Genomic DNA, 17201 nt, shown 5'->3' with positions numbered 1-17201 from the left:
GGCCCCCTCCATGACCGAAATCACCGTTGCCGCGCTTCAGCTCGCGCTCAATTCCGCGGACGAGGGCGAGAATATCGCCGCCGTCTCCGCGCTCGTCGAGGAAGCCGCCGCCAGGGGCGCGCAGATCGTGCTGCCGCCCGAGCTGTTCTCCGGCCCCTACTTCTGCAAGGTCGAGGAAGAGGAACTCTTCGCGCTCGCCCGCCCGACCGCCGAGCATCCTTCGGTGATCGCGATGAAGGCACTGGCGGCGAAGCTGAAAGTGGTGATCCCCACCAGCTATTTCGAACGCGACGGCCACCACTACTACAACACCTTGGCCATGATCGGCACCGACGGCGAGATCATCGGCACCTATCGCAAGAGCCACATTCCCGACGGCCCCGGCTACGAGGAAAAGTACTACTTCCGCCCCGGCAACGACGGTTTCAAGGTGTGGGACGTACTCGGCACCAAGGTCGGCGTCGGCGTCTGCTGGGACCAGTGGTATCCCGAATGCGCGCGCGTGATGGCGCTGATGGGCGCGGAACTGCTGTTCTATCCCACGGCCATCGGCTCGGAACCTTATGACGCGACGCTGGACACCAGCCGCATGTGGCGCCGGGCGATGGTGGGCCACTCGGTGTCCAACTGCATGCCGGTGATCGCCGCCAACCGCATCGGCGTCGAAACCGAATGCGGCACCGAGCAGACCTTCTACGGTCACTCGTTCATCACCGACGAATGGGGCGATTACGTCGCGGAATTCGGCAAGGAGGAAAGCGGCGTGCTGGTCTCCACGATCGACCTTGCCCGTGCCGCGAAGCACCGTGCCGGCATGGGCTTCTTCCGCGATCGCCGTCCGCAACTCTACACGCGCATTGCGCAGGATATCTGATACACCCTCGACAGTTACGACATCATCGGGGGACATCGGCCTTGGCCAAGCACCAGTATCTCGTCGCGCTCGGCTCGAACATGCGCCATCCGCGCCACGGCGGCCCCCGTCAGGTGCTCGCCGCGGCGCTGGCCGCGCTCGATAGCGGCAAGTACGAGGTGCTGGCTGCCTCGCCCATCATCGAGAGCGCGCCGCTCGGCCCCTCGCGCCGCCGCTATGCCAATGGCGTGGCGCTGGTGCGCAGCAAGCGCGAACCCGACGAGATGCTGCACAAGCTGCACAAGCTGGAAAACAAGTTCGGCCGCCGCCGCATGGGCCAGGCCTGGGGCTCGCGGGTGCTGGACCTCGACCTCGTGCTCTGGAGCGGCGGCCCCTGGGCGGGCGGCGAGGGCGAGAAAAGCCTGATTCTGCCGCACCCCGCCTTCCGCAGCCGCGATTTCGTGCTCGGCCCGGCGCGGCGGATTGCGGGGCCCTGGCGTGATCCTTTGACGGGTCTCACCATTAATCAGCTTCATGCCCGCTTGACCAAGCCTCGCCCTGCCCTTAGGTGACCCCTTCCGCAGCCGCTTCGCCGGCCTGCGCCCGGCAACGGGGGCCCTTAGCTCAGTCGGTAGAGCAACTGACTTTTAATCAGTAGGTCGCTGGTTCGAACCCAGCAGGGCTCACCACCTAAGTAAAATCAAGCACTTAGGTGGTTGCAGAGGGCAAATGTCTCTCAGTTTGTCTCACATCTCAGCCGTAGCGCACACCGACAAATTTTTCGTGATTTTTGGCCCTGCTGTGGCCAATGAAGTCTCCGATCCAATTTGAGAGGCATGGGGGCAAGGGGTGTCCGAGGAGTCAAAGGTTCGTGCCGTCCAGCACATCATGGCAACGCTGTTTTCTGCACAAAATGCTCTTCGCGAGCTTGCGCCTGAGTTTCGGTGGGCAGGGCTAGGGAACTTACTCGGAGACTATGGCGAGTTTGTCGCGATCAAGCACTATGGGCTTGTAAAAGCTCCTGCGGGATCGAACGGGTATGACGCGACTACGCCGGATGGTAAGACGGTCCAAATTAAAGCGAACCACGCGGCTTCAACCATCGGCTTTAGAGGGGAGGCGGACCTCCTGCTTGTGATCAAGGTCGAGCCGGACGGGCAATGGACAGAATGCTATTACGGGGTGTTCTCGGCGGTTAAGGCGCTCGCTCGATATTCGGCAAGGGATAACAAGCACATGGTGCATGTCCGTCACCTGCACGCGTTGAGGGCGGCGGATCAGTCCCACGTTTCAGTCAGGGAAATCGACGGCTTGTTTGATGGGTGAATAGGCGGGAAGAATCTTGCCTCGAAAAATTCTATTTTGCACAACCTCTGGTCGCACACATGCGTTGGTGGTGTTGCAAACCGCAGATCGCTTAGGGGGGGGGGCTAGCGATGAATTCGCATTGAAGCTCTTGAGCGTTTTTTATAGATATGCGAGTAAATCAATCGCTTGGGGGGTGATTGGTTATGATTGATCCTAATTCGTTCGTTGTTGGGGTTGTAGTGGGCGCGGGCTTAGGTGCTGCGGGAGGCGCGATCCTTACCGTTAAAATTAGCCGACAAAACAAATCTGATAGCAGCAACAAGGTCACCATCCGCGATGTTAATACACTCGGGGATGTGGTGGGCCGTGATTCGAGCAAGAAAGACTAATCTTGGGGCTGCTCACCGGGCCATCGACCGGGCTTCGCGATATAACTGCGACGAACGTTTCCGCTGGAAATCAGACAAACATCATACTTTCTGGAGCTACGGTTAATCCATCGCTCCAGAAACTTGTCGCGGCTTGCCTAGACGAGATCGATCAAGGCGAAACGTTAGATACTTTCATAGAACAACTCGCACATTACGGTCGAGTACCAACAGAACGAAATTTGGAATCGAAACTTACCGAAGCGGGCTGTAATTCTAAGTATTATGATTTTGCTATAGAAGCCAAAGAGAGTTTTGCAAAATTTTATGAGGTGATGGGGCGGCACAGGTCCGGTCAGGCAATATTGGTTACTGCATTTAAGCACGCTTACAGTGTGTTCAGAGAGCAAATTTACCCAAGAATCGATGAAATTACGTTCGATGTTCAGGCTTCATTGTTCGATGATAAGGTAATAAACTTCCTATCCGATAATCTAATTGGCCTTCCAAATTTCGACGGTCGAATGGAGGCGCTGGGATTGCTATTCTTCTTGGCAGACAATTGCTTCATTGAGTATGCAAAATGTTCCACCTAGCCTTCTATCCTGAAAATGATGTTTATCATACCGCGTTTAGGGCGATTTCTATCATTGGATATAGCGGAGAACTTGAGCGCGATGCTTACCGAATTTTCGATTATTATTCGGTATTCCCGTTTGAACTTGCTTCATTTCGAATCCGGGGCAAGGTGCCGAAACGATTAGCTGAAAGCTATGAGGCGGAACGTCCTTATCATTTGGTAGCGGAGCCAGCAGCAACGCTTCTTAATATGCACGGCTATCAAAATGCGGCGCTCAATAGCCTCGTCTACGAAAGGGTTCTTGAACGGACCGCATTTGAGCGGATGCAGATCAAGCTCAGCGATGACTTTGTTCCTAACGAGACATTGAGCATGTCGATGGCAGAATACCAGGAAAGTAGGGCGCCGATATGGAACTATCTGCGCGAAATGCTGACATCGCATGGCTTAAAAGGAGCGGGAGGGCTTAAGGACCGAACGGGTTTGATGGAGTTTCAGCGGGATATAATGTCTGATGCCTTTGATAATTAATCGGATTAGAATTGCCGCGCGAGGCAAAGTTGCATTTGATGAAACTCTGTCAAATGGCATCAACGTATTTGAAGGGCAAAATTCTTCAGGGAAATCGACGCTATTCAAAATTATCTATCACGGATTAGGTGGCACTATTCCCGTAAGGCAATGGACAGATGCCGCATTATCATGCGATAGAGTTTTTCTTGAAATCAAGATCGGCAAATCGATTTTTACGATTTCTCGTCAGATAGTTGAGACGGGATTCCCTCCGACCATTGTGATTGATGGTGCATTAAGTGCTGCGCTCGTAGCTCCTATGGATGCTTGGATAGAAATTCCGTATAGCCGCGCTACTGATAAACAGAGCTTCAGCCAGTATTTATTCAATCTGCTCCAAATGCCTGAGGCTTTTGGTGAAACAGGCGACTTCGTTACATTCAATCAATTTCTTCGCGCTCATTATGCCGACCAAGAAAGCCCCAATTCAACCGTACTCCGGCACGAGCCTCAATGGGATAAACCTTCTACGAGAGAGGCCATAGGCAACTTTCTTTTAGGGGGTACTGATCACCATATCAGCGCAATGGAAGCCGAGTTGCGGGAAACCGAGAAGCAATTGGCTCAGGCGTTAGGAGCAGTGGCTGCAGGGAACGCTCTGTTAGGTTCCGATTACGAGCAACTTAACTCCATAGCCTTGGCGGAAGCTGAAATAAAGCTGAACAATGAGTTCGATGCACTCGAAGATCGTTCATTGGAATTGAAAAGCCGGCTTATCGAGCCAGTTACGTCCGCGGATATTGATCGCTCCCGCCTGGTGGAACTCACGCGACTCGTTACTGAGAAAAAGGCTCAGCTGGCAGACGCTGAACGAGAAATGGTTCAAATTGAACTGCAGGCGGGGGACTCGGCTGACTTCATACGCTCACTGCGTCAACGAACGGGCGCTCTCGTGCAAGCAATTCATGCTGCTGACCAGCTAGGGACGCTTCACTTTGATGCCTGTCCAGCTTGCGGAGTTCCAATTGTTGAAGAGCCGGAGGCAGATCATTGCCACCTCTGTCATAGCCCTAGTTCAGAGAACCATTCGTCCGATCGCTTCATTTCATTGCTAAATTCGACTAATTCCCAAATTGAGCAATCCGAACGAATTCAAAAGATTCGCGAGGAAAAACTCGCTGGTATCCAACGTAAAATTAGAGAAATTAATCGATCTATAGATATCACAATGATTGATATAGATAGTCAGAAGGCTGTGTTCTCTAGCAAGGTGCAAGCCGAATTAACAGAAGTTCAAAACAGAATGGGCTTCATCGGGGGCGAAAAGGAACGAATTCGTCGAGACAAAAAGGTTGTGCAGAAGCTTGAAGATCTACGAGAAGGCCGTGATCGGCTTTCCAGTTCTGCCGCTGCACTCAAGGAAAGTTTGGACATAGCCCGCAACAGTGCCCTTCTTAGACTTGGGTCTGCCCTCTCTGCCGTGGGCGGGGAGGCGGAAAAAATCCTCGATGCCGACTTAGACCGCCAATCTGAATTCCATAACGAGCCGCGTGTCGAGATTGACTATCGATCTAACGTTTTCTCAATCAGTGGAAAAACTTCATTTTCGGCTAGTTCAACAAGCTATGCGCGTAACTCAATTTTCATGGGTGAAATGTTCGCTGCAAACTGGCTTAAAACGATGCGGCATCTACAATTTCTTATGCTCGAAAACCTTGAGGATAAAGGAATGGAGCCTGCGCGCTACTATCGCTTGCATGAGACGATAGTCCGGCGAACGCAGGCACTAAATGGAGACTGGCAAATCCTGTTAGCAACAGCAGACTTGTCGCCGGCAGTTCGCAGCGATGTGAAATTTGTAGGCCATTATTTCACCCAGGAAAAAATGACGCTCAACTTGTGAGTGCATTCATCGCATCGGAAATTGTCGGTTCCGATTCGGCCCGAATCGCCGTATCGAAATCTAGCGCCTGTAATGATCTGTGTTGATTTCAATGTGCGGGTTGGATTCGTGCAGAGATGGGCGTGAAAAGACTGTCAATTGGCGCGTCGCAGGCTTTCGACAATGAAAAGGGCCTCTCCCTTACGGGAAGGCCCTCATCGCGCTGTGGCGCTCAAAACGACTGGGTTTTCCGGTCGTTTGAAGGGCATTATCGGTTGCTTCGCTCCCGATTTACCCGATCAATCATTTCTCGAATTTTTCGTATAGCATCGGCATCTACTTCGCCGCGAACTCGACAGGATCGAGGAAGGGGGCGATGTTCATGGAGTGGACAACTGGTATTTATACAGGCAGCGGTCTGCTGTAAAAATGTACCGGCAGATAATTCGTCATAATTACAATCGTAGCATTTTAGGCCAATGGCCTCTTTGGGTGTCGTATCGGTCAAGTTCAATAATCCTAATATTCTCCTTTTTTTACGGGAATAGCTGAATTGCCCTTCGCCGGGTGCAAGGTAAATCCGTCTATAGCATCTCGTAGGTTAATGCAGCAAGGGTTAGTGCATACACTTTAAGATTTCGACTTAATTTTATTAGTAGATGCGCAGTACCGTTTCACCGTTGCTGGTGACAAATTGAAATGAGTAGCCGTCACTTGGATGCTCGCCTCGTGTTCGGTGCGCCAACGCGCAACGGTTGATGCATCGTTTGCCATTGGTCGTCCAAGGCTTGCCTTCCCTCTATGGGTCTTCCCTGTTGTCGTTAGCGATGCCCTGGCGGCTTCCCTGCCTGCATCGCAGCGCTCCTTGATCCGGCTGCGCTCCATATCTGCAATTTGAGCGAGAACGGCGACAATGAGTTCGCCTACGCCCTTTGCGATAGCGCCAAGGCCAAGCACTTCAACGGTGACGCCCTTTTCGATGAGCTTCCGCACAATCGCTTGGACATTAAGGGCGTCGCGTCCAAGCCGGTCGATAGAGGCAACGTGAATGGTATCCCCTTCTCGAACATAGTCGAGCATGGCGGCGAATCCTGGACGGCTTTCGGCTGGGATCGCACCGGAAATGCCCTCGTCTGCAAACTCCTTGTCGAACGGCCCCGGCAATGAAGAGCGCTGCGCTTCAATGGACTGATCGCCAGTAGAAACCCGAAAATATGCCAGCCTGCTCATAAATGTCCCTTCGAGTCGCTCATAAGATGCCATATTATTATGAGCCATGGATCATAATGCAAGGTTATATCTTATGATCCAAGCAGAGTGCTGGTTGGAAGGCGGGCTCAATACCTACAAGTTGTGAGCCTCGCCAACGGCTTCGGTATCGCCCGGTGGGAAAGCAGGGTCACGGTGTCGCGGATTACCTCGTAGACTCAACGGCTCGTACAATCTAAAGGTTGATCGTTGGCCTAATCTTAGTCGTGAGGGTCAGCCCGCATTCGCGCGGTGAACACAGGTACTCGGCCTTTTCAGGTCGGGCGGCCTGCTGAATAAAATACCTTCGGGGAATACGCAGGGCGCGTGTCCCTGTGTTCACGTGCGACTAACCGTCCCGGCTGGCGGGATGGCGCGGTGAACATGGGGGAATCATATGCGTTTGCGACGTATTGCGTTCACAATGTCCATTCTGCTGCCGGTGTATGGATTGGCATCGCCTGCCATCGCCGGTGCAAAGGCGGTGGCACGCTATAAGACCGAAGTCGAAGGGCAGGCATTCAAGATCATTCGTTATGACAACGATAGCGTAAAGGTTGTCGGCACTGGCCTGATCGTTCCGGGGTACAGCTACAAGCTTCGAAACCGGATGCGCCAAGCAGCAAAGCAGGTGACCGGGTGCGAGATTGCCGATGATTTCGACCAAGATGGTAAGTTGATCGGAACGCTGGTTTGCGCGGCGGTGCCAGCAGCATGAGTGATGAAATTGGAGGAAAAAGGCAACGCGATTGGTGGGATGGTGTCTTTGATGATGGACCGGCGGCGAAGCGGGGATGCTTCGGCTGCTTGACCGTCCTCGGCGTGGGGGCGCTCGCGCTCTTCGGTTACACAGTATATTCCTTCCAGCAATCAGCAGTTCAGCACGTAAAGGATGAACAAGCTGCCGAAGTGGAAAGGGCAACACGCGGCCCCAGCGAAACCAACACCAACGCTATGTGCGACTTGGCGGTCAAAAGCGTCTTGGTGTCGGAAGACCCATTCGACCCTGAGTGGGGTGGGTCTTTCCATGCGGAAGGTGACATCGGAGTCGTTTCGAAGAAGTTCGACTCCACTAACGGTTTCGGCGCGAAGCTTACCTCCCGCTACACCTGCAAGTGGAATTCCAAGACGGACACCATTGTATCCCTTGAGGTTACCGATCCTTACGGCGAAACGAGGAAGCTGCGATGAAGGAAGGGATATACTTTCCCCTTCTCTGTTCGCTTTCCCTTGTGGGGTGCGAGAGACCAACTCAGGTGGCGTCTGATGTGCCTACCTCCGCCGTCGTGGAAGTTAATGCAATGCCAGTGCCGTCAGCGGTCATCGATCCAGCTAAAGCGGCTCTCATCTGCAAGGCAGGGATAGCAAAGCTGTTTCAACAGCCTGTTGCTTCCATGAAGGCCGTGCCGATGGCGGGCGAGATCATCCGGGTTTCCTATCGCCGCTCTTCGGACAATACCTTGTGGAAGAATGATTGTCGGCTGGAAGGCAATCGAATCTTGTGGCGTGCCGTCGATATCAATCCTGGCTCTGGTCCGGGAAGGTGGCGTGACGATCCAGCCGATGAACGGGTGACGTACTCCATGGATGGCGATAAAGTCGTAGTGGATGAAACGTTCTAGAGCTTAGGCTTCAATCATGAGTGCTCGGGGGAGGGGGTAACCCTTAGAAATGGTCAGGAGGGCTAAAACGAGTCCATTCCTACTCCCAACCCCGATTGCCTCTAACGTCACACCGGTTGCCCGAAAAACGGAAATAACGGTGACTAAATCGCGGGTGATCAGCGCCTGCAGCATTGAATATGCTCTAAATTGCCCGCAAAGGCTCCGTACAGCGCGAAGATGGAGAAAAAGGCCCCAACCTACCCCTCCAAATATCAGCGCGCTGTACAGACCTTAAATCGACAACCGTATAAATACAGTCGATCCAGATCAATCAAAAATGGAACTGGTATGATAATATAATCTCAATATATATATTTTACTTAATCTTAGTATAGCACCTTACTTTCAATGCTTCATTAAACCTATCTGATATCACTTCTGCGACCCTATTAGAATCTCTTCTTTTAGCTATAAGTGAATCATGTAGGGGTAGGGTTGCTACTCCCTCTCCTATCAAGGTTTTGATAGACTCAATGAGGATTTGGCTTTCAATGAATTGGAAGTCAGCCCAAGTGTATCCACTACCTTCAACCGCTTTCAGCAAAGGAATATGCTGGATGGCAATGTCTCTCACCTGCTGAAACGGATAATCCTTTCGAAGATCACCCGTCATTCCCGGGACAGGAAGGCCAAGTTTAATTCTTTTATTATAGGCCTTTAGGTAATTCTCGGATGCCTTTGACGACCACCGTGAAGGAATGCTGCCGTTGCCAAGGGTGATGGCGCTGAACAGCTTTATGCCATCCCTGCCTATCTCTCCGGTGGCATAAGGATCGCCAGAACCCGGCAAAGTAGCTTTCATCAGGGCATGGAAGATTGTCAGGTGGCTGGCGCAGATATCAACCTCAACGGTTTCCTCTCCGTTGATGCGGATCAAGGGGCGTTTTTCATACTTATCTAGAGCTTGGAAGCCGCCACCAACGGCATACAACCGACCCCCCTTATCCCAGCCATAGCCATCCCGAACACCTTCGTTGAAGCCTCGGAATAGTCCGTCGAATGTCATGCCTTCAAAGGATTGGTGGCACAGGAAGTCGTTTATCTGGTGGACTTCCTCTTCAAGCCTGACAACCTTCGAAGTCCGCTTAACCGTCATCGGTTTGCCATCGACTTTCGGCCCGTAACGGCGCGTGGAAGCCGTTTTCAAACGGACAGGGTCATGCACCAACGGAATGTCGGTTCGGACGGCAAAATGCTTGGTGAAGTTCGCAGGGGTAATGCCAGCCGCTGCAAGGGCCAACATCAGTTTGTCAGTGGCGTGGAAACGGGAAACTACGCCCGGAACGTCATCAAAGGGCTGTTGCCCTCGCACGAACCGAAGATAGCCCCCTTTGACAAGATTATCACGGACGGCAACGAATGGCTTATATCCGTAATGGAAACGGGTGAATGAAGGGTTGCTCACTGCCCGATAGCAGGAGTGTGCAGGTACAAAGGATTGACCTCGCAAAAGGTCACCGATGACCGCACCTACGATCTTAACGTGGTTCCGCAGGGGCTTACGCCGGTCGGAAATCTCCGAGGCTACCCGCCTTACAAACTCAACAGCTTCCACGGACAAGGGCTGCTGCCGAAGGGACAAGGGTATGCTATTAGAATAAAGGCTTTCAGTCTCGCGCACCCCTTCTTGGGAGTGAATATCTACCGACATAAAAACTCTCTGAAATTAATCTATGTTTAGTTTTGTTTAGAAATATACCGATTTCATCGCTTAATAATCGGAATTCTATGTTCATTTTTGTTTACCCATTAATGGGAGTGCAAATTGAAAGCCGTTAGTATCGACCATTTGTATTGAAATATGGCGAGGGAAACGGCTCATCGAAATCGGCTGGAACGCGAAACGCACTCTTCACACCGAGAAGAGGAGTTTTTTCGGTTCAATCTAGGCCTAATGATGTACCGACAAGACCGACGGTTATGGCCTGCCTTACGCATCTGAGATGCCTCACCATCGAATTCGGGTCGTTTCTGTATCGTATTTGAAGCAGCTAAATGCTTTATGCCGCAGATGTAGGGCTAGCGAATGAAGATGCCATCATCGTCGGTGAATTCGATAAATTCATCGACGTTTATCCCGTGGCAGAGGGATTGTTTGTTTTTCCACGTTTCCAACTCTACCATTGATATGGTTTGGCGAACTCTTCGGAGGTGAAGTATAATGGCGGACAGGCTCATAATGTTGGCGTGAGTACCGTCAAAATTGAAAAGCATTAGCTCTTGCTCGGCAAGCAGTTCTTCGGCCTTAAGTTCCGTTAGCGTCATAATTGTTCCCTTTTGCTGCCAGTCGGACAGGTTGGGGATTTGCGCCGACCGCAGGCAAGGTTCAAGTCTTGACGTAATATTGTTTCTGAGTATTATCTATACCTGTAAAATCAAGAAATAATACTACATTAAAAAAGAGATGTAATTATCTCACTGTTAAATGATTTTGGGGATGGTTAGACCTTTGTAGTGGCAACCCCGAACGGCTGGGTACGTCTCTTCAATAGGGATTTCGCCAACGTAAATAGCATCCATGCCGCCCTTCTCGTGCCCAGCTATCTCATGGATGATGTTGGGGTGTAGCTTGTATTCGCTATTCCCGAGCATCGCTTTGAACGCTCCACGGAACCCGTGAAACGTTACTTCCTGCCTAGCTTCCGAAGACAACCGATCTCCGAGCATCTGGCGTATCACGGTTCGATTAAAGGACCGGATCACCCGTCCATTCGACCATTGGTTGTCGTCATTGCGATCAGTGCCCTTACCGCTGGGCTGCTCCCAATCAGGAAACAATCTTTCCGCTCCGCTCTTCCGCACACGTTCAACATAACTGGCGAAACCGAGTTCAAGCAGCCCATCGAGAACCGGCACATTGCGAGCTTCGCCCTTTTTAGTCCGACGCCATTTGTTATCGCGAATGACAAAATGGGGATAGTGTCCATCCAGGCGGACTTCATCAAGCATAACGCCGCCGAGTTCGCTTGCTCGGCAACCGGTATATGCCGCCACGACGGGAACCCAATATTCAGATCCCGTGAGCCGGTAGTTTCCGGGTTGATGCGACCGCGAAGGCGAAGCGCAACCTGTAAACCACGGGTGCTGGAAAATGAGGTTCATTTCATCGACCCTGAACCGCCGTTTCTCGGGCATAATCGCCTTGTTCGGGGGCGCTGCATATCGATCGACCTTTATGCCGCTAGCAGGATTTTTGCCGGTAAATTTGTCAGTGTCGATAGCGTGATTGATTGCCGCTCGAAGAAGGCCAATCTTTTTTCGCAATGTGGAAGGGCTGGCAGGCCTAGTTATACTACCAACAGTTTTTCCGCCAATCGATTGCGAGGCAAGATGTATAATATAAGTTTGAAAATCTCCACGGGTCAAAGCATCAAGAGGCTTGTTTCCTATTAATTCCTCAAATTGACGCAGGGAGGATTTTACCTCCACGGCGGTGCGAGCCGGGAGATTTCTTTGCAAGAGGTATGCTTCAACGGTATCTCTAAGCGTTGGAGCTGCTTTTGTTTGCCTACTTTTTCCATTTAGGAGCTGGGGCGCAGCTTCACCCATAATAAGGGCCTGTGCCTCCCGTCTACCACGTAGAGTGCCGGAACGGATAGCTCCTACAACAGCGCCAAATTCTTGCGAACCAATAGGCGCATCCCAGCCCCGATTTTCGACTACCCACACAGCAGTTTCGGCTGGGGTCTCATGCTGACCATTTCCCACGCCGCGTTTGTGAATCGCTTCGTTCTCATCCTCGGCATGAAGCTCGATATCGTAAATTAGTCGCTCGTACTCTTCGGCATAGGTAGGATCAGCGTCGGCGCGAACATGGGCGCGCTCAAGCGGTTCGACAACTAGGCGTCGATACAGGTCAGAAAGCTCGTCCAGATCGGTTTGTGTAACCTTCCGTGGCGCCACGATAGCGGCAGTTGGCGCTGTCGTTGGGATGATGGAAGCTTGCCCGGTTGCTGCGGCGACCTTCCGTTCGAATTCAAGGTGTACGGCGACGCAAGCCGTATGCATTTCCCCTTGGTCACTTGTCCGCAGGGACCGCCGAAACAGCGGCTTGGAATCGAAATGAAGAGCGTAGCTTGCGGGCTGGCGCTTTACACTTTCTGGAACACGTCTTTCGTATTGGAAAACCTTGTTGGGGCCACGCTCCCGAACATACCTAACCGCCGCCGCCAAAAGCTCTTCCTTCACCTTGATTGTCTCACAAAATGACTCACAGCTTGGCTCGTAGAACCGTGTAAAATCAAGGGGATTTGGAATCTCTAGGATATTTTTTGCGCGTTTTCGAACCCAGCAGGGCTCACCACCGTTTTTGCCGCTTTCCGGACATTCCGGCGGCTTTCCACGTCGCTGCTCTTCGCCTCGGTGCTGCCTTGCGGCGCCCCTGCGATCGAGCGCGATATATCGTTCTTTTTCGGAACTCTCCGGCATTTGTGCGTTAGATTCATAACGGCCAGAAAAGGAGAGAGCGATGTCGATCGGCGTGGAACAGAAGAGGCTGCATCAGGACCTCAAGAACGTGGGGCTTCGTGCGCAGGCGACGGCGGCGGGGCTGGTGCAGCTTTGCAAGGAGTTGCAGGCCGTGGGCGTGCTGGGCGATGCCGCCGTCAGCCGCGTCAAGGAAGCGATCGCCAACGAGATCGCTCTCACCGCGCCGCGGCCGATCCTGCGAGAGGATTTTCGCCGGGATGTCTGCGCGCGTCTGGACGCGATTTTCTCCGGCGCGGAGAAGCTCGGTCCCGCCGAGGAAATGCCCTTCGCGCAGCAGCGGATGGAGTAACGGCCCGGTCTGGTGGCCCCAGACAAGCAGAGGTCTCCCGCGCATTCGGGGAGACTTTGCGGCAGTGCGATCTCGCAACTGCGAGATTTATTTTTGCGCGCAGGAACAAAGACATCGCCAATGACTTAAGTCACTGCCGGGCGCAGTTGCGAACCCTATCCCGCACCCACGGGATGCGCGCGCGGCAATTTAGGAACGCTTCCCGTCGGTCGCCATCGTGCACTTTCGGAATGCATTTCGGACTGGACCCAATCCTTCGGGCCCCGCGGATTTTCCGTGGGGCCTTTCTTTTTGCCCGAGGGCAGCGGGATCAGAGCGCCCGAGGGCACTGAGATCAGAGCGCCCGGGAGCGCCGGGATCAGAGCGCGGTGGGGCGCTTGCCTTCGGGATTGCCGAGGTGTTCGATCTGCGCTTCGGTCAGGTTTTCGCTGAAGGCGGGCGAGAGCTTGCGTTCCAGGCGGCGGCACATGTCCGAATGGGCGATCAATGCGCGTGCCGTCTCGCGCAGGGTGGCATAGTCCAGCGGCGCTTCGCCGGAGATCCATTCGCGCACGTCGCGTTCGGCGATGCCGAGGTGCCGGGCCAGCGCGCGCTGGCCGCCAAGGGCGTCGACGGCCTGTGAGAAGATGGCGAGTTGGATATCGGAGGCTTGCGGCATGTGGGGAGGCATGGGCGTAATCGGCGCCGTGCGCAAGCGGCGCCGGGCCGGTCAGGCCTCGCTACCGACAGGTTTCGTACCGGCCCCGGAATTCCCTGGTTCTCCGGAGGCTGCGCCGGTGCCCGCGGTGAGCGTGGTGCCGATCGTGGCGCCGACGATCGCGGCAATGCCCAGCCACTTGGCCAGGGGCAGCACTTCGCCCAGCAGCAGGGCGCCGGTCAGCGCGCCCACGGCCGGTTCGCCGCTGGTCAGGATGCCGAAGCTCTTGGTCGGCAGGCGGCGCAGCGCGAACATCTCCAGGGAATAGGGGATGGCGCTGGAGAAGATCGCCACGACCAGCGCTATGGCCAGGACATGCGGCTGGATCATGGCCATGCCGGCCTGGGCGATGCCGAAAGGCAGGGCGACGAGCGCGGCCACGGTCATGCCGTAAGCCGGCGCGGCGGCGCCCAGGGCCTCGCCCGCGCGCTTGCCCATGAGGATGTAGGCGCCCCAGAACACCCCGGCGGCCAGAGCGAGCAGCACGCCTGCAGGGTCGAGGGCATGGTCGATGGCCCGGGGGGCGGCGGCGGCGGCGGCCTCCGGCGAGGCGGAGATCGGCACCAGCAGCGCCAGGCCCGCGATGGCCAGCCCGATCCAGGCGAGGTCGATGCGGCGGCGCGAGGAGAACGTCGCCACGGCCAGCGGGCCGGTGAACTCGGTGGCGAGGGCGATGCCGAGCGGGATGCGCTGGATCGCGAAGTAGAACAGCATGTTCATGCAGCCCAGCGCCAATCCATAGGGCAGGGCGGCGCGGAGCATCTGCCGGTCCAGCGGCTTTCGCCAGACGCGGAACACGCCGCAGAGGATGCCCGCCGCCAGCGCCAGGCGCAGCGCCGTCGTGCCGGCCGGGCCGGTCACCGGGAAGAGCGACTTGGCCACCGAGGCGCCCCAGCAGATCGAGACCATGGCCGTCGCCACCGCGGCAAGCGGCGCGAAGTCATTGGAGGAGGAACGCGTTGCTATGCGGCGAATGACCATGGAACCCTCGGCTGGAATCGGCGATGCTTTTATCCGGGGACGGCGATAAAAGCGGTCTATGATTGCCGCGCGGCGATAATATTTATCGGAGATCAGCCCCATGCCCGATGCGTTCGACTTGCGCATCCTTACCGAGCTTCAGCGCGACGCGCGGATTTCCATGCCGGACCTCTCCGAGGCGGTCGGGCTTTCCGCTCCCGCCTGCTATCGCCGCGTCAGGACGCTGCGCGAGCAAGGCGCGATCGAGCGGGAAATGGCGCTGGTCTCGCCCCGGACGATGGGCTGGCTGGTGACGATGATCGTGCTGGTCTCTCTGGAGACCGACAAGGGCCGCGTGGTGGACGACCTGGTCGCCCGGCTTCGGCAGACCCGCGAGGTGATCGATGTCTGGTACGTCACCGGCGACCACGACCTGGTGCTGCAGGTGGCGGCGCAGGACATGGCGCATTACGATGCCTTCTCGCGCCGGGTGCTTCACGGCGAGGAACACGTCCGCGCGTTCAAGACGCTGGTGGTGATGCAGCATGCGAAACGCGCGGCGGCATTGCCGGCGGCCTAGGGCGGAACCGGCCGGCGACGCACGGGGGTCGCTGCCCGCTTTTGCAGCAGGCGGCCGGCAGCGATTGACGCGCCGGGGATTTGTCCCAAGGGTTCGCGAATTGGTTGGAGAGACTCGAGAATGAAATCCGTAAAGCTGGCCTGCGTCTTCCTGATCGCTCCGCTTGGCCTGTTCCCCGTTGCCGCGAACGCCAGTTTCTACACCGGCGACGACCTCTATGCGGCCTGCATGACCGAGCGCGGCAGCAATACTTATGTCGAGAAGAGCTACGAATGCATCGCCTATATCACCGGCGCCGTCGATGCCTTCAACACCACGCGCAAGACCAACAAGCTCGACAGCTGCCTGCCGGCGGACGTGACCATCGGCCAGCTGAAGGAAGTCACCATGGACTACCTGGCGCGCAACCCGAACGACCGGAAGGGCTCGGCCTCGGAGCAGGTCTTCAAGGCCACCCGCAAGGCCTGGCCCTGCGCCTCGTCAACGAAAAGCGCGCCCCAGAAAAGCACTGGAAAGAAGAGCACGGGCAAGAAGAGCACGGGCAAGAAGACGACTACGAAGAAGAACCGCTAGAAGGCTTCTACTGCGACTCCAGCCGCTCGCGGTTGCGGCGGTGGAAGATGCGTTCGTGGAAGTACCACTGGTAGGGGTAGCGTTCGAGCAGGCGGTAGACGATCTCGGTGAAGACCAGCGTCACCGGGATCACCACGGAGAGGAACAGGGCCAGCGACAGTGCCCAGTGGGCGCTGAACAGGCCGAGGCGCACGAAGAGCAGGCGCGTCGTCAGGTAAGTGTAGGGGTGAGCCAGGTAGAGGCTGTAGCTGACGGTGCCGAGGTAGAACGCCGAGGGCCGGTCGAGCAGGCGGCCGGTCACGCTGCCCGGGGCGATGGCCATGTAGAAATAGGCCGAAGTGAAGAACAGCATCGCGTAGTTACGCGGGTCGCCCATGTTCTTCAGCATGAAATCGTAGTGCTGGATCGAACCGAAATAGAGGCACCCGGCGAACGCCAGGGCCTCCAGCGCCGGGCGCCAGGCGGCGGGCGGGCGCAGGCCCCGCTCGTCGAGCAGTCTCGCGCCCATTCCGGTGAGGAAGAAGGCCATGGCCGGGAAACGGTAGACGAGGCCGGCCGCGGTCAGGGCCAGGAGCACGGTCAGCACACGGTCCCCGCGGCGCAGCGCGGTGTGCACCGTCAGGCAGGCCATCGCGTAGAACAGCACTTCGTAGCTGAGGCTCCAGGCATTGGGCGTGAGCTGCTCGGTATGGGTGAGCAGGTTGACCAGCAGCAGCGCCGGCACGATCGATTCCAGCGTGTTCAGTTCGGGCATGGTGCCCGTCGCCGCGTTCACCGCGATGAACAGCAGCGAGAAGGCCAGGAACAGCGGATAGAGGCGGAAGAATCGCCGCAGCGCGAATTCGCGCGCGGAATAGCGCATGACGCTGGGCAGGATCACGTAGCCGCTGATGACGAAGAACAGCCAGACGCCCCAGCGGCCGAAGTTCCACGGTGCCTCGGTGACGGCCAGGTAGGCGGCGTCGTGCGGGTAGATGTTCTCGCCCAGGCCGCCCAGGACATGGGCAAGGAAGACCATCATCGCCGCGACGCCGCGCAGGCCATGGACGGTGGGGTTGAAGCCTGCGCCGGATCGGGACGCCCTGCCGCCACCCGTCTTGCCGCCACCCGTCCTTGCGGCATCGGCCGCAGGCGCGGGCGACCCGCCCGGCTCGCGCTCGAGCGGGAGGGCAGTGGCGCAGCTCCGGGTCACAAGGAT

Annotated in this window: 19 protein-coding genes and 1 tRNA gene; 13 read left to right on the top strand and 7 right to left on the bottom strand. The window is 55.9% G+C overall.

Annotated elements, in window-relative coordinates:
* Window positions 1-10 precede the first annotated feature (10 nt).
* The 7 genes from aguB to EDF58_RS07375 all read left to right on the top strand — a co-directional run bounded on the left by aguB (window position 11) and on the right by EDF58_RS07375 (window position 5525).
* Entirely contained in the window at window positions 11-874 is an 864-nt protein-coding gene (aguB, locus tag EDF58_RS07410) for an N-carbamoylputrescine amidase (RefSeq protein ID WP_132263900.1), read from the top strand.
* 41 nt (window positions 875-915) lie between these two features.
* Window positions 916-1425, top strand: coding sequence for a 2-amino-4-hydroxy-6-hydroxymethyldihydropteridine diphosphokinase (gene folK / locus EDF58_RS07405; RefSeq protein WP_132263898.1), 510 nt, complete (start codon window positions 916-918; stop codon window positions 1423-1425).
* 41 nt (window positions 1426-1466) lie between these two features.
* Window positions 1467-1542: transfer RNA gene (locus EDF58_RS07400), tRNA-Lys, on the top strand.
* A gap of 160 nt (window positions 1543-1702) precedes the next feature.
* Entirely contained in the window at window positions 1703-2179 is a 477-nt protein-coding gene (locus EDF58_RS07395; RefSeq protein WP_165921344.1) for a hypothetical protein, read from the top strand.
* Between the two features lie 373 nt (window positions 2180-2552).
* Complete coding sequence (locus tag EDF58_RS07385) at window positions 2553-3125, top strand: ABC-three component system protein (protein ID WP_132263893.1); 573 nt, start codon at window positions 2553-2555, stop codon at window positions 3123-3125.
* Complete coding sequence (locus tag EDF58_RS07380) at window positions 3113-3640, top strand: ABC-three component system middle component 5 (RefSeq protein ID WP_132263891.1); 528 nt, start codon at window positions 3113-3115, stop codon at window positions 3638-3640. The genes EDF58_RS07385 and EDF58_RS07380 overlap by 13 nt, the downstream gene beginning before the upstream one ends.
* On the top strand, window positions 3624-5525 hold the full coding sequence (locus EDF58_RS07375) for a hypothetical protein (protein WP_132263889.1): 1902 nt from the start codon (window positions 3624-3626) through the stop codon (window positions 5523-5525). The genes EDF58_RS07380 and EDF58_RS07375 overlap by 17 nt, the downstream gene beginning before the upstream one ends.
* Before the next feature lie 609 nt (window positions 5526-6134).
* Here EDF58_RS07375 and EDF58_RS07370 read toward each other — a convergent pair.
* Complete coding sequence (locus EDF58_RS07370) at window positions 6135-6734, bottom strand: recombinase family protein (RefSeq protein WP_132263887.1); 600 nt, start codon at window positions 6732-6734, stop codon at window positions 6135-6137.
* A gap of 442 nt (window positions 6735-7176) precedes the next feature.
* Between EDF58_RS07370 and EDF58_RS07365 the strand changes: the two genes are divergently transcribed.
* Genes EDF58_RS07365 through EDF58_RS07355 form a run of 3 tightly spaced genes read left to right on the top strand, consistent with a single transcriptional unit; the run spans window position 7177 to window position 8374 of the window.
* Complete coding sequence (locus tag EDF58_RS07365) at window positions 7177-7470, top strand: hypothetical protein (protein WP_132263886.1); 294 nt, start codon at window positions 7177-7179, stop codon at window positions 7468-7470.
* Window positions 7467-7943 (top strand): hypothetical protein, encoded by a 477-nt coding sequence (locus tag EDF58_RS07360; RefSeq protein WP_132263884.1) that lies wholly within the window; start codon window positions 7467-7469, stop codon window positions 7941-7943. The genes EDF58_RS07365 and EDF58_RS07360 overlap by 4 nt, the downstream gene beginning before the upstream one ends.
* Window positions 7940-8374, top strand: a complete 435-nt coding sequence (locus EDF58_RS07355; protein WP_132263882.1) for a hypothetical protein — start codon at window positions 7940-7942, stop codon at window positions 8372-8374. Before EDF58_RS07360 ends, EDF58_RS07355 begins: the two co-directional genes overlap by 4 nt.
* A gap of 358 nt (window positions 8375-8732) precedes the next feature.
* Here EDF58_RS07355 and EDF58_RS07350 read toward each other — a convergent pair whose 3' ends face one another.
* From EDF58_RS07350 to EDF58_RS07340, 3 genes are all read right to left on the bottom strand, one after another.
* Entirely contained in the window at window positions 8733-10067 is a 1335-nt protein-coding gene (locus EDF58_RS07350; protein WP_132263880.1) for a hypothetical protein, read from the bottom strand.
* Between the two features lie 368 nt (window positions 10068-10435).
* Window positions 10436-10681, bottom strand: coding sequence for a hypothetical protein (locus tag EDF58_RS07345; RefSeq protein WP_132263878.1), 246 nt, complete (start codon window positions 10679-10681; stop codon window positions 10436-10438).
* A gap of 156 nt (window positions 10682-10837) precedes the next feature.
* Window positions 10838-12844 (bottom strand): tyrosine-type recombinase/integrase, encoded by a 2007-nt coding sequence (locus EDF58_RS07340; protein WP_132263876.1) that lies wholly within the window; start codon window positions 12842-12844, stop codon window positions 10838-10840.
* Window positions 12845-12884: 40 nt separating this feature from the next.
* On the opposite strand from EDF58_RS07340, the gene EDF58_RS07335 reads away from it, so the two are divergent.
* On the top strand, window positions 12885-13193 hold the full coding sequence (locus EDF58_RS07335; protein WP_132263874.1) for a hypothetical protein: 309 nt from the start codon (window positions 12885-12887) through the stop codon (window positions 13191-13193).
* Window positions 13194-13551: 358 nt separating this feature from the next.
* Here EDF58_RS07335 and EDF58_RS07330 read toward each other — a convergent pair whose 3' ends face one another.
* Both EDF58_RS07330 and EDF58_RS07325 read right to left on the bottom strand, forming a co-directional pair.
* A complete protein-coding gene (locus EDF58_RS07330) occupies window positions 13552-13851 on the bottom strand; it encodes a YdaS family helix-turn-helix protein (protein WP_132263872.1) in 300 nt (99 codons plus the stop codon).
* A gap of 51 nt (window positions 13852-13902) precedes the next feature.
* Window positions 13903-14871, bottom strand: a complete 969-nt coding sequence (locus EDF58_RS07325) for an EamA family transporter (RefSeq protein WP_132263870.1) — start codon at window positions 14869-14871, stop codon at window positions 13903-13905.
* A gap of 100 nt (window positions 14872-14971) precedes the next feature.
* Between EDF58_RS07325 and EDF58_RS07320 the strand changes: the two genes are divergently transcribed.
* Window positions 14972-15430 (top strand): Lrp/AsnC family transcriptional regulator, encoded by a 459-nt coding sequence (locus EDF58_RS07320; protein ID WP_132263869.1) that lies wholly within the window; start codon window positions 14972-14974, stop codon window positions 15428-15430.
* A gap of 120 nt (window positions 15431-15550) precedes the next feature.
* A complete protein-coding gene (locus EDF58_RS07315) occupies window positions 15551-16003 on the top strand; it encodes a Rap1a/Tai family immunity protein (RefSeq protein ID WP_132263867.1) in 453 nt (150 codons plus the stop codon).
* 7 nt (window positions 16004-16010) lie between these two features.
* Here the strand turns inward: EDF58_RS07315 and EDF58_RS07310 are convergent, their stop codons facing one another.
* Window positions 16011-17195 (bottom strand): acyltransferase, encoded by a 1185-nt coding sequence (locus EDF58_RS07310; protein ID WP_132263865.1) that lies wholly within the window; start codon window positions 17193-17195, stop codon window positions 16011-16013.
* Between the last annotated feature and the right edge of the window lie 6 nt (window positions 17196-17201).

It is taken from the genome of Novosphingobium sp. PhB57 (genome assembly GCF_004342985.1).
Classification (GTDB): domain Bacteria; phylum Pseudomonadota; class Alphaproteobacteria; order Sphingomonadales; family Sphingomonadaceae; genus Novosphingobium.
This window is presented reverse-complemented; position numbering and strand designations above follow the sequence as displayed.

Coding starts and splice junctions, on each gene's coding strand:
- EDF58_RS07320 (WP_132263869.1), top strand. CDS start 14,972: ATGCCCGATGCGTTCGACTTGCGCATCCTTACCGAGCTTCAGCGCGAC.
- EDF58_RS07380 (WP_132263891.1), top strand. CDS start 3,113: ATGTTCCACCTAGCCTTCTATCCTGAAAATGATGTTTATCATACCGCG.
- EDF58_RS07340 (WP_132263876.1), bottom strand. CDS start 12,844: ATGCCGGAGAGTTCCGAAAAAGAACGATATATCGCGCTCGATCGCAGG.
- EDF58_RS07355 (WP_132263882.1), top strand. CDS start 7,940: ATGAAGGAAGGGATATACTTTCCCCTTCTCTGTTCGCTTTCCCTTGTG.
- EDF58_RS07315 (WP_132263867.1), top strand. CDS start 15,551: ATGAAATCCGTAAAGCTGGCCTGCGTCTTCCTGATCGCTCCGCTTGGC.
- EDF58_RS07365 (WP_132263886.1), top strand. CDS start 7,177: ATGTCCATTCTGCTGCCGGTGTATGGATTGGCATCGCCTGCCATCGCC.
- EDF58_RS07370 (WP_132263887.1), bottom strand. CDS start 6,734: ATGAGCAGGCTGGCATATTTTCGGGTTTCTACTGGCGATCAGTCCATT.
- EDF58_RS07360 (WP_132263884.1), top strand. CDS start 7,467: ATGAGTGATGAAATTGGAGGAAAAAGGCAACGCGATTGGTGGGATGGT.
- EDF58_RS07330 (WP_132263872.1), bottom strand. CDS start 13,851: ATGCCGCAAGCCTCCGATATCCAACTCGCCATCTTCTCACAGGCCGTC.
- EDF58_RS07375 (WP_132263889.1), top strand. CDS start 3,624: ATGCCTTTGATAATTAATCGGATTAGAATTGCCGCGCGAGGCAAAGTT.
- EDF58_RS07345 (WP_132263878.1), bottom strand. CDS start 10,681: ATGACGCTAACGGAACTTAAGGCCGAAGAACTGCTTGCCGAGCAAGAG.
- aguB (WP_132263900.1), top strand. CDS start 11: ATGACCGAAATCACCGTTGCCGCGCTTCAGCTCGCGCTCAATTCCGCG.
- EDF58_RS07335 (WP_132263874.1), top strand. CDS start 12,885: ATGTCGATCGGCGTGGAACAGAAGAGGCTGCATCAGGACCTCAAGAAC.
- EDF58_RS07325 (WP_132263870.1), bottom strand. CDS start 14,871: ATGGTCATTCGCCGCATAGCAACGCGTTCCTCCTCCAATGACTTCGCG.
- EDF58_RS07350 (WP_132263880.1), bottom strand. CDS start 10,067: ATGTCGGTAGATATTCACTCCCAAGAAGGGGTGCGCGAGACTGAAAGC.